This window comes from Kitasatospora sp. MBT66 (assembly GCF_000710405.2).
Taxonomy (GTDB): Bacteria; Actinomycetota; Actinomycetes; order Streptomycetales; family Streptomycetaceae; genus Kitasatospora; species Kitasatospora purpeofusca.
The window spans coordinates 1-296 of the sequence record NZ_JAIY01000013.1; the positions used below are offsets into that span (position 1 = coordinate 1).

The window sequence follows — 296 nt, forward strand, 5'->3', positions numbered from 1 at the left end:
CCTTCGCCACGGCTGCCGGCGGTGTAGAGCAGGCCGCCGAGGTGGGCGCTGCCGGCCCGGACGGCTTCCGGGAGGGAGCAGCCGGGGTCGGTGGTGCGCACACCGGCGTAGGGGGCGCCGCCGTTCTCGTCGGAGGTGCGGACGCCGGGGACGAGGGCGCTGAGGGCGGCGGGGCCGGGGGCGACCAGGACCACCCGGCCGTGCTTGGCGGCGGCGACGGCGGCCAGTTGCTCGGGGGTGAGCAGGTCGGGCTCGGGCAGGACGAGGGTGTCGGCGCCGGTGGGCCGGACGGCCGG

The 296-nt window shown here is 79.7% G+C and carries 1 protein-coding gene; it reads right to left on the reverse strand.

Features of this window, described 5'->3' with window-relative positions:
* On the reverse strand, positions 1 to 296 hold a 296-nt coding region (locus BI06_RS51530), incomplete at both ends, for a DUF4350 domain-containing protein (protein ID WP_043474735.1).